The sequence below is a fragment of the Bradyrhizobium sp. CIR18 genome (genome assembly GCF_014198295.1).
Taxonomy (GTDB): Bacteria; Pseudomonadota; Alphaproteobacteria; order Rhizobiales; family Xanthobacteraceae; genus Bradyrhizobium.
The window spans coordinates 389,059-399,916 of sequence record NZ_JACIHF010000003.1; the positions used below are offsets into that span (position 1 = coordinate 389,059).

6 protein-coding genes are annotated in these 10,858 nt (G+C 64.2%); 4 read left to right on the forward strand and 2 right to left on the reverse strand.

The window, feature by feature from the left end:
• Positions 1–291: 291 nt before the first annotated feature.
• Together GGD65_RS14805 and GGD65_RS14810 are read right to left on the reverse strand one after the other, a co-directional pair.
• Positions 292–3,462, reverse strand: coding sequence for an efflux RND transporter permease subunit (locus tag GGD65_RS14805; RefSeq protein WP_183235724.1), 3,171 nt, complete (start codon positions 3,460–3,462; stop codon positions 292–294).
• On the reverse strand, positions 3,459–4,664 hold the full coding sequence (locus GGD65_RS14810; protein ID WP_177236856.1) for an efflux RND transporter periplasmic adaptor subunit: 1,206 nt from the start codon (positions 4,662–4,664) through the stop codon (positions 3,459–3,461). The genes GGD65_RS14805 and GGD65_RS14810 overlap by 4 nt, the downstream gene beginning before the upstream one ends.
• 581 nt (positions 4,665–5,245) lie before the next feature.
• Between GGD65_RS14810 and GGD65_RS14815 the strand changes: the two genes are divergently transcribed.
• From GGD65_RS14815 to GGD65_RS14830, 4 genes are all read left to right on the forward strand, one after another.
• Positions 5,246–6,400: an iron-containing alcohol dehydrogenase gene (locus GGD65_RS14815; protein ID WP_183235725.1), complete on the forward strand. Its 1,155-nt coding sequence runs from the start codon at positions 5,246–5,248 to the stop codon at positions 6,398–6,400.
• A gap of 18 nt (positions 6,401–6,418) precedes the next feature.
• Complete coding sequence (locus GGD65_RS14820) at positions 6,419–7,969, forward strand: AMP-binding protein (RefSeq protein WP_183235726.1); 1,551 nt, start codon at positions 6,419–6,421, stop codon at positions 7,967–7,969.
• 228 nt (positions 7,970–8,197) lie between these two features.
• The gene (locus GGD65_RS14825; RefSeq protein ID WP_183235727.1) at positions 8,198–9,796 is read left to right on the forward strand and encodes an ABC transporter substrate-binding protein; all 1,599 of its coding nucleotides are present in this window, start codon (positions 8,198–8,200) and stop codon (positions 9,794–9,796) included.
• 106 nt (positions 9,797–9,902) lie between these two features.
• Positions 9,903–10,850 carry an ABC transporter permease gene (locus GGD65_RS14830; RefSeq protein ID WP_018316803.1) on the forward strand — a complete coding sequence of 316 codons (948 nt, stop codon included), beginning with the start codon at positions 9,903–9,905 and terminating at the stop codon, positions 10,848–10,850.
• Positions 10,851–10,858 lie beyond the last annotated feature (8 nt).

Here is a 10,858-nt window from a genome sequence, read left to right on the forward strand (position 1 = left end):
TAGTGAAGAACCCCGCGCCTGCCCATCCATTTCGCGTTGGTCGTTAGTATGGGCGTGTGCCAATTGGCATCGCGGATGGCGCGACAAAATGAGCTGTCGTCCCGGACGAGCGAAGCGAAGATCCGGGATCCCGGCGCGAGCGCTTGCGCTCGTCGCCATAACCACAGGGAGAGGTTTGGGGCGAAGCTCGCAGCTCCGAGTCTTCGCCAAACTGCTCCCTGTGGCTTTGGATCCCCGCTTTCGCGGGGACGACACTGGGAGTGAGGGGACGCAAGTGGCCGCCACCGACAACTAGGGGCCCGCCACCTGCGGCTTCTTCCCCTCATTCCGCCCTTCCGCCAGGTTCCGCACCACCACGTAGAAGATCGGCGTGAACAACAGGCCGAACAGGGTGACGCCGATCATGCCGAAGAAGACGGCGACGCCGACGGCCTGCCGCATTTCCGAGCCGGAGCCGCTCGATATCACCAATGGCAGCACGCCGAGGATGAAGGCGAAGGACGTCATCAGGATCGGTCGCAGGCGCAAGCGGCAGGCGTCGATCACCGCCTCCAGCCGCGGCTTGCCTTCGTTCTCGATGTCGCGCGCGAACTCGACGATCAGAATCGCGTTCTTGGCCGCCAGCCCCACCAGCACGACGAAGCCGATCTGGGTGAGGATGTTGACGTCCTGGCCCATGATGCGCACGCCGATGGTGGCAGCGAGCAGGCACATCGGCACGATCAAAATCACCGCGAACGGCAGTGTCCAGCTGCCATATTGCGCAGCGAGCACGAGGTAGACGAACAGCACGCAGATCGGAAACACGTAGAGGCCGGCATTGCCGCCGGTGATCTGCTGATAGGACAGATCGGTCCATTCGAAGGTGAAGCCGCTCGGCAAGGTGTCGTCCGCCAGCTTCTTGATGGTGTTGAGCGCCGTGGTCGAGCTGGTGCCCGGTGCCGGCTCGCCCTGGAGCTCGGACGCCGCATAGAGATTGTAGCGCGCGACGCGGTCGGGACCCGAGACGTCCCTGAACTCGACCACGCTGCCGAGCATCACCATGTCGCCGGCGGCGTTGCGCGTGCGCAGGCGTGCGAGGTCGCTGGGCTCTTTCCGGAACGGGAAGTCGGCTTGCGCGGTGACGTGATAGGTGCGGCCGAACAGGTTGAAGTCGTTGACATAGGTCGATCCGAAATAGCTCTGGATCGTGTCGTTGATATTGGAGATGGGAACACCGAGCTTCTGCGCCTTGGTGCGGTCGATGTCGACGAAGAGCTGCGGCGTGTTGGCCGAGAACGGCGAGAACACCGTGGGGCCGAGCAGCGACGGCGATTTGCGCGCCGCGGCGACCAGCTCGTCGGTGGCCGCGGCGAGCAACTCAGGCCCGCGGCCCTGGCGGTCCTGGATGCGGATGGTAAAGCCGCCGCCGGTGCCGATGCCAGGCACGGCCGGCGGCGGAATCACGATGATGAAGGCGCCCTGGATCGCCTGCAGCCGCTTGCGCAGCTCGCCGGTGATGGCGTTGGCCGTCAATCCTTTCTTGATCCGCGCCTCCGGTTCATCGAACACCGGGAACAGCGCCGCGGCATTACCCGCCTGCGTGCGCGTCGCGCCGGAAAAGCCGGCAAAGGCCGCGACGCGGACGATGCCAGGCGTGTCCAGCGCGATCCGCTCGATCTCGCGCACGACCTCGGTGGTGCGCGCCAGCGATGCCGCTCCGGGCAATTGCACGGAGACGATGACATAACCGCGGTCCTGCGCGGGGATGAAGCCCTGCGGCGTCGTCACGATCAGCCAGCCGGCGCTGCCGATCAGCGCGACGTAGATCAGGATCATCACCACCGCATGGCGGATGACGAAATCGGCGAGGCCGGCATAGCCGTGCGCCAGCCGGTCGAACACACGGTTGAAGACCGCGGTGAAGGCGCCCCACGCCCGCGCGACGACATTCCAGCTTGCCGGCGGCCGCTTCTCCTCGTGCGGCACCAGGATCTGCGAGGCCAGCGCCGGCGACAGTGTCAGCGAGCAGAAGCAGGAGATCGCCGTCGCGACCGCAATGGTGACGGCGAATTGCTGGAAGAACTGCCCGGAAATACCGCCCAGAAACGCGGTCGGGACGAACACCGCGCACAGCACCAGCGCGATCGACACCAGCGCGCCGCCGACCTCCTCCATGGTCTTGAGCGCGGCGTCGCGCCGGCTCATGCCGTGCTCGAGATGGCGCTCGACGTTCTCGACCACCACGATGGCATCGTCGACCACGATGCCGACCGCGAGGACGAGACCGAACAAAGTGAGATTGTTGATCGAGAAGCCCAGCGCCGCCATCACCGCGAAAGTGCCGACCAGCGACACCGGGATCGCGATGATCGGAATGATCGCGGGCCGCCAGCCCTGCAGGAACACCAGCACGACGATGACCACGAGCAGCATCGCCTCGTAGATGGTCTTGATCAGCTCGTGGACGGACTGGGCGATGAACTCGGTCGGGTTATAGCCGATATTGTAGTCGAGACCTTTCGGGAAGCTCTCCTTCAGCCTCGTCATGGTGTCGGAGATGTTCTTTGCCGTCGCGAGCGCGTTCGATCCCGGCCGCTGCGTCACCAGCATGGCGACGGCGGATTTACGCAGCAGGAAGCTGTTGGTGCTGTAGGCGAGCGCACCGAGCTCGATGCGGGCGACGTCGCGCAACCGCACCACGCGGCCGTCGGAGCCGGCCTTGATCAGGATGTCCTCGAACTGCTTCTGGTCCTTCAGGCGGCCGGTGAAGGTGAGGTTAGGCTGGAAGGCGCGGTCGGCAATCGGCGGCTCGGCGATCTGGCCGCCCGCAATCTGCACGTTCTGGGCGCGGATCGCGGCCAGAACCTCGGCCGAGGTCAGACCGAGATTGGCAATTCTATCGGGGTCGAGCCACAGCCGCATCGAATAGTCGCGCGCGCCAAAGATCTGGATGTCGCCGACGCCGTCGAGACGCAGCAGCTGGTCGCGGACCTGCAGCAGCGCGTAGTTGGAGATGTAGAGCTGGTCGAAGGTGTCGTCCGGCGACAGCATGAACACGACCATCAGGATGTCGGGCGAGTTCTTGCGGGTGGTGACGCCGTTGCGCTGGACCTCCTCGGGCAAGCGCGGCTGCGCGATCGCGACGCGGTTCTGCACCAGCACCTGGGCCTTGTCGAGATCGGTGCCGAGCTTGAAGGTGACGGTGATGGTGAGCTGGCCGTTCGAGGTTGCCTGGCTGTAGAGATACAGCATGTCCTCGACGCCGTTGATCTCCTGCTCGATCGGAGCTGCGACCGTGTCGGACACGGTCTGCGCGGAAGCGCCGGGATATTGCGTGGTGACGACGACGGTCGGCGGCACCACTTGCGGATATTCGGAGACCGGCAGCGTGGTGTAGGCGATCGCGCCGACGATCAGGAGAACGATCGACAGCACCATCGCCAGGATGGGCTGGTTGATGGAGAGACGACCGAGATTCATGACTTGCCACCGGCCGGGGCTTGCGCGGTCTGCGGGGCAACCTTGGCTCCGACACGGGCACGCTGGATGCCGTTGACGATGACGCGATCCTCGGCCTTCAATCCTTCGCGGATCACGCGCAGGCCGTCATCGAGCGGCCCGAGCACCACGGGACGCGCCTCGACGGTGTCGTCGGGTTTCACCACGAACACGATCTTGCGGGACTGGTCGGTCGCGACGGCAGCATCCGGAATAAGCAACGCCTCATAGGGCGCGCTGCCGATCAGCCTGACACGCCCGAACTGGCCCGGCAGGATCGACAGATCGGTATTCTTGACCACGGCACGGCTGCGTAGCGTGCCGGTGGAAACGTCGAGCCGGTTGTCGAGGAAGTTGATGGTGCCTTCATGCGACGGCTTGGTTTCGCCGGCCAGCGTCACCTGCACGGGATTGGCCGTATCGCGCGAGCTCGGACGCCGCCCCTCGAACCACAGCTTGCTATATTTGATGAAAGTCGCCTCATCCATGTCGAAATAGACGTAGATCGGGTCGAGCGTGACGATCGAGGTCAGGAGGGTCGAAGAGCCATTGTCGCTGCCCTGCACGAGATTGCCGGGGCTGACGAGATGGCGGCTGACGCGGCCGGTCAACGGCGCCGCCACATGGGTGAATTCGATGTTCAATCTGGCGGCTTTCAGCGCGCCTTCAGCCTGCACCTCCGCCGCATGCGCAGCTTGCAGGGCCTGGCGGCGCTGGTCGACGACCTGCTCGGAGACGGCGCTGGTCTGCACCAGGCTGAGGCCGCGGTCGAGCTCGCGCTTGGCAAGCTCCACCTTGGCGCGGGCATCCGACAGCTGCCCTTCCGCCTGCGTGGCCACCGCCTCGAACGGACGCGGGTCGATCACGTAGAGCAGGTCGCCCTGACGCACGATGGCGCCGTCCTGGAATTCGACCGAGTTGACGAAGCCGCCGACGCGCGGGCGCACCTGCACCTCCTCCACCGCCTCAAAGCGGCCGGTGAACTCGTCCCAATCTGTAACGGTGCGCTTGACCGGCTGGGCGACCGTCACGGGCGCCGGCGGCGGGGCAGCACCTTGCGAGGCGGGCTGCCCGCAACCGGTGAGCGCGAATGAAGCGACGAGGAGACCCGCTAGTGCGCAATGCCGCGGCTGGACGAATTCGTGCTTTTTGACAAGTCGCTCGCTTCCATCCGGTCCAGCCATCCCAGGTCCTCGCATCGTCCGCATGTCAAAAGCCGCAGAAAAAGCAGGGTAGGCATTTACCCGCGGGCGTCCCAAGATGGGTGGAGTTGATGACCACTTCAAGACCAAAGCGCGTGCAGGGCTTCCGAGCGCGCCCTGACCGGATGGCGGGTTGACAGGGGGTGAGTGGAGCTCTCTCGGGCGATACGAGACCGGTGACGAAGGCACGACGCCACCCTCCCCTGGGTAGGGCTATCGCGTATGGATTTCGTGAGGGCCGCGGGCTTGCTCGGCCTCTCCCGCTTGCGGGAGAGGCCGAAGCGCTCGCAGAGCGCGGCGGGTGAGGGTTGTCACCACTCGGGGACATCGTCCGCAATTCTCAACAATCCCAATGCGGAGACAGCCCCCACCCCAGCCCTCCCCCGCAAGCGGGAGAGGGAGCCGACCGCCAATGCCGCCGCATCGTGCACACCATATGCGATCGCCCTACTCTCCTGGAGGGAGGGTAAGAGAGAGAGCCAGCGCCTTCGCACATGACGAACGCCATCCGCTCGGCTAGATTGCCCTCACAAGAACAAGACGAATTGTCCGGGAGGACAGGCGTGCACCAGGGACGTGTCGTTTTCGGCGCGATCGAGGAGGTCGTGTTCGGCCATCCTGCAACTGAGGCCATCGTCGCGCAGATGGACCGGCTGGGAACGCGCCGCGCCTTCCTGATGGTTTCGGGCACGCTGAACCGGCAGACCGACGAAATCGAGAAAATCAAGCAGGCTTTGGGCCCCCGCTGCGCCGGCCTGTTCGATGCCATGCCGGCGCACACGCCGCGCGAGGCGGTGATCGCGGCAACCAACGCGGCGCGCGAGACCGGCGCCGATTTGATCGTCACCGTCGGCGGCGGCTCGATCACCGACGGCGCCAAGGCGGTGCAGCTTTGCCTCGCCAACGGCATCGACGATATCGACGGCATCGAGCGGATCCGCGTGCACAAGGGCGTCGCACCGGAGATGACGGCGCCGACCGTGCGCCAGGTCAGCGTGCCCACCACGATCGCCGGCGGCGAGTTCAGCTCAATCGCGGGGGTTACCGACCTCAGCACCCATGTGAAGCAGATGCTGCGGCATCCGCTCGCCGTGCCGCGCGCGACCATCCTCGATCCCGCCATCACCGTGCACACCCCGGAATGGCTGTTCCTGTCGACCGGCATCCGCGCCATCGACCATTGCGTCGAAGCGATCTGCTCGCGCGAGACGCATCCCTATGCCGACGCGCAAGCGGTGAAGGGCCTCGCCATGCTCGCCGACGCGCTGCCGCGGGTAAAAGCCGACCCCGCCGATCTCGACGCGCGGATGGATGCGCAGATCGGCACCTGGCTGTCGATGGGCGCGCTCGCGGCCGGCGTTCCCATGGGCGCGAGCCACGGCATCGGCTACGTGCTGGGCGCGGCCTTCGACGTGCCGCACGGCTACACCTCCTGCATCATGCTGCCGGCGGTGATGCGCTGGAATGCGAGCGCCAATGCCGAGCGGCAGATGATCGTCGCCGCTGCCATGGGCTATCCCGGCCTCAACGCCGCCGACGTGCTCGATGCCTTCATCCGCTCGCTCGGCATGCCGCGCAGCCTCGCGGAGGTGCGTGTATCGCCCGAGCATTTCGAGACAATCGCCGAGCAGGCGATGCGCACCAACTGGATCCCGCGCAACCCGCGCAAGATCGAAGGCCCGGCGCAGGTGCGCGAAATCCTGCTTCTCGCCGCATAGTCCAAAGCCGGAGGATAAATGTACCCAGGTCAGCATGCCCGCCTACGCCCGCTGCAGCCCGCCTTCATCATGGCGGCCACAGGCGAGGCCGTCACCTATCGCGAGCTCGATGCGCGCAGCAACCGGCTGGCCCATCTGTTCCGCCAGCACGGCCTGAAGCGGCTCGACCATTACTCGATCTTCATGGAGAACAATTCGCGCTATCTGGAGGCCTGCGGCGCCGGCGAACGCTCCGGGCTGTACTACACCTGCATCAACTCCTTCCTGACGCCGGGCGAGCTCGCCTATCTGCTGGTCAACAGCCAGTCGAAGATCCTGATCACCTCGGTGGCGAAGCTCGCCATCGCCCGCGAGGCGATCAAGGCCTGCCCCGACATCAAGCTCTGCATCGTGGCCGACGGGCCCGGCGAGAGCGAACGCATCGTCGGGCTCGCGGACGTGACCGCTGGTCTGCCGGCGACGCCGATCGCGGATGAGTGGCTCGGCACCGCCATGCTCTATTCGTCCGGCACGACGGGACGGCCGAAAGGCATTCTGCGGCCGCTGCCGGAGGAGCCGCCGAAGCATAATCTGCCGCTGTTCGATTTCCTGACCAAGCTCTGGCACTACCGCGAGGGCATGGTCTACCTCTCGCCGGCCCCGCTCTATCACTCGGCGCCGCAGGCGGCCGTGAACCTCACGATCCGCATGGGCGGCACCGTGATCATCATGGAGAGCTTCGATCCCGAGCGTTACCTCGAGCTCGTCCAGCGGTGGGGCATCACCCACACCCAGCTGGTGCCGACCATGTTCTCGCGCATGCTGAAGTTGCCGGAGGAGGTGCGCAAGCGCTACGACCTGTCCTCGCTGGAGATCGCGATCCACGCCGCCGCGCCCTGCCCGGCCCTGGTCAAGGACGACATCATCAAATGGTGGGGACCGATCATCCACGAATATTACGGCGCCACGGAGGGCCTCGGCTTCACCGCCTGCAACAGCGAGGAATGGCTTAGCCATCGCGGCACCGTCGGCAAGGTGCTGCTCGGCGACCTCCACATCCTCGACGAGAGCATGCGGGAATGTCCGACCGGAACTCCGGGCCAGGTCTGGTTCAAGACCGCCTCGCCATTCGAATATTTCAACGATCCGGAGAAGACCAAGGAGGCGCGCTCGGCCGACGGCAGCATGAGCACGGTCGGCGATGTCGGCTATGTCGATGCCGACCGGTTTCTCTACCTCACCGATCGTGCCACCTTCATGATCATCTCCGGTGGCGTGAACATCTACCCGCAGGAATGCGAGAATTTGCTGATCACCCATCCCAAGGTCGCCGATGCCGCGGTGTTCGGCGTGCCCAATCCCGATCTCGGCGAAGAGGTGAAGGCGGTGGTGCAGCCGATGCCTGATGTCGTGCCGGACGAGGCGCTCGCCGAAGAGCTGATCGCATTCTGCGCAAAATCGCTGTCACGGCAGAAGGTGCCGCGCTCGGTCGATTTCGAGAAGGAATTGCCGCGGCTGCCGACCGGGAAGTTGTACAAGCGGCTGCTGCGGGACCGGTATTGGGGGAACAAGGCGTCGCGGATTGTGTGAGGGCGCGGCGGCGAGCTTGTTGATACGATTGCGCGCAACACCAGCACCGGAACCATCTCTTCGCACCTGCACTCTCACATCGTGAGAGCATGAAGACCTGCGGCCTTCGGTCATCCGAATTGTCGAGGCGGCATGCGGCCTTACCGGTTGCCTCCCTCGACTCGCGTGCTATCGTCGCGACAAACAGGCCGCAAAGGCCCAAAAGACTGACGTCCAGGGAGGATGAGCATGCGGAGCGTGTGGGCGCTCGCCGCAATGGCGGCGCTATCTGTGCTGACGGCCTCAACCACCACGCTCGCCGGCGAGCCCAAGCAGGGCGGCGTCCTGCGAATGTATCACCGCGACAGCCCGGCCAACGCATCGATCCTCGAGGGCGCGACCTATTCGGTCAACGTGCCGTTCATGGGCGTCTTCAATAACCTCGTCATTTACGACCAGCACATCGCGCAGAACAGTCCTGAGACCCTGCGGCCTGAGCTCGCCGAAAGCTGGTCCTGGAGCAGCGACAACAAGAAGCTGACGTTCAAGCTGCGCCAGGGCGTCAAATGGCACGACGGCAAGCCGTTCACATCGGCCGACGTCAAATGCAGCTTCGATCTGCTGATGGGCAAATCGCAGCAGAAGCTTCGGCAGAATCCGCGCAAGGCCTGGTACAACGAAGTCAACGAGATCACGACGAGTGGCGATTTCGAGGTCTCCTTCGACCTGAAGCGGCCACAGCCGTCACTGCTGGCGATGCTCGCGTCCGGCTATACGCCGGTCTATCCCTGTCACGTCTCGCCGGCGGACATGCGCACCCATCCGATCGGGACCGGACCGTTTAAATTCGTCGAGTTCAAGGCCAATGAATCGATCAAGCTGACGCGAAATCCGGACTATTGGAAGAAGGGCCTGCCCTATCTCGACGGCATTGAATACACGATCATCACGAACCGCTCGACCGCGATTCTCGCTTTCGTCGCCGGCAAGTTCGACATGACCTTCCCGACGCACATCACGATTCCGCTCCTGAAGGACATCAAGTCGCAGGCGCCGAACGCGACTTGCGTGGTCGAGCCGACCAACGTTTCGACCAACATCATCGTCAATTCGACCTCGGCGCCATTCGACAACATCGATATTCGCCGGGCGGTGGCGCTTGCGCTCGACCGCAAGGCCTTCGTCGACATCCTGTTCGAAGGCCAGGCCGATATCGGCGGCACCATGCTGCCACCGCCTCAGGGCATCTGGGGCATGCCCAAGGACAAGCTTGAGACCATTCCGGGCTACGGCCGGGACGTGAACGCGAATCGGGAAGAGGCAAAGAAGCTGATGCAGAAGGCGGGCTACGGTCCTGACAAGCATCTCGCGGTGAAGGTCTCGACGCGCAATCTGGCGGAATATCGCGACCCCGCCGTCATCCTGATCGACCAGCTCAAGAGCATCTATATCGATGGCGAGCTCGACGTCGTGGAAACTGCGAACTGGTTCCCGAAAGTCGCGCGCAAGGATTACATGCTGGGCCTCAATCTGACCGGCAACTCCGTCGACGACCCCGATCAGTCCTTCTACGAAAACTATTCCTGCGGCTCGGAACGGAACTACACCAATTACTGCAACAAGGAGATCGAGAAGCTGTTCGACGTGCAGTCGCAGGAGACCGACACCGCCAAGCGCAAGCCGCTGGTGTGGGACATCGACAAGAAGCTGCAGGAGGACGTTGCCCGTCCGATCATCTTCCATGCACGGGCCGGCACCTGCTGGCAGCCCTACGTCAAGGGCATCACGATCATGTCGAACAGCTCCTATAACGGCTTTCGCTACGAGGACGCGTGGCTCGACAAGTAGCGCGGCAGGCTGAAGGCTTCGGGATTTTGGTTTTGAGCATGATCTTGTCGGAAAACCGCTGCGCACCTTTCCGGATCATGCTCTAGCGGCTCGCGGAGGGCGAAGGATGTTTGCCTATCTGGTGCGACGCCTGTTCCTGATGCTCGTGACCCTGTTTGGGATCTCGGTCGTCATCTTCGTCCTGCTGCGCATCGTGCCCGGTAACATCGTCGACATCCTGTTCGCAGCCGCCGGCTATGTCGACCCCGCCGACAAGGCCAATCTGGAGAAGGAGCTCGGCATCGACCAGCCGCTGATCGTGCAATATTGGCATTGGATCAGCGGTTTTCTGCACGGCGACTTCGGCTACTCCTACGTCTCCGAAAAGCCCGCGCTGCAGGAGATATTGCCGCGGATTCCGATCACGGCAAAGCTAGCCGGCCTCGCGCTGCTATTCTCGGCCTCGATCGGTATTCCGCTCGGCGTCATCAGCGCGGTGAAGCAGGGCACACGGCTGGATTACGCATTGCGTGTCGTCAGCTTGAGCGGCTTGTCGCTGCCCTCGTTCTGGCTCGGCCTGCTCATCCTGACTGCGTCGGTGGCGATGTTCGGCCAGATGCCGATCTTCAATCCAAACCCGAAGACCTGGCTCGAGGCGTTCGCAACCTACGCCGTACCGGCCGCCGCGGTCGGTTTCCGCAGCGCCGCGCTGACCATGCGCATCACGCGATCCTCGATGCTGGAGGTGCTGCGGCAGGACTACATCCGCACCGCGCGCGCCAAGGGCGCCTCCGATGCCGCCGTGAACTATCACCACGCGCTGAAGAACGCGATCCTGCCGGTGATCACCGTGATCGGCATCGAGGCTGCGTTCCTGATCGGCGGCCTGATCGTCACCGAGACGGTGTTCAACATCCCCGGCGTCGCCCGCTTCCTGGTCGAGGCGATCCGCTGGCGTGACTATCCGATCGTGCAGAACCTCGTGATGCTGATCGCCGTCGTGGTGGTGAGCGCGAATTTCATCGTCGACATGCTCTACGCCGTGTTCGATCCGCGCATCAGATACACGGATTAGGGGATCAA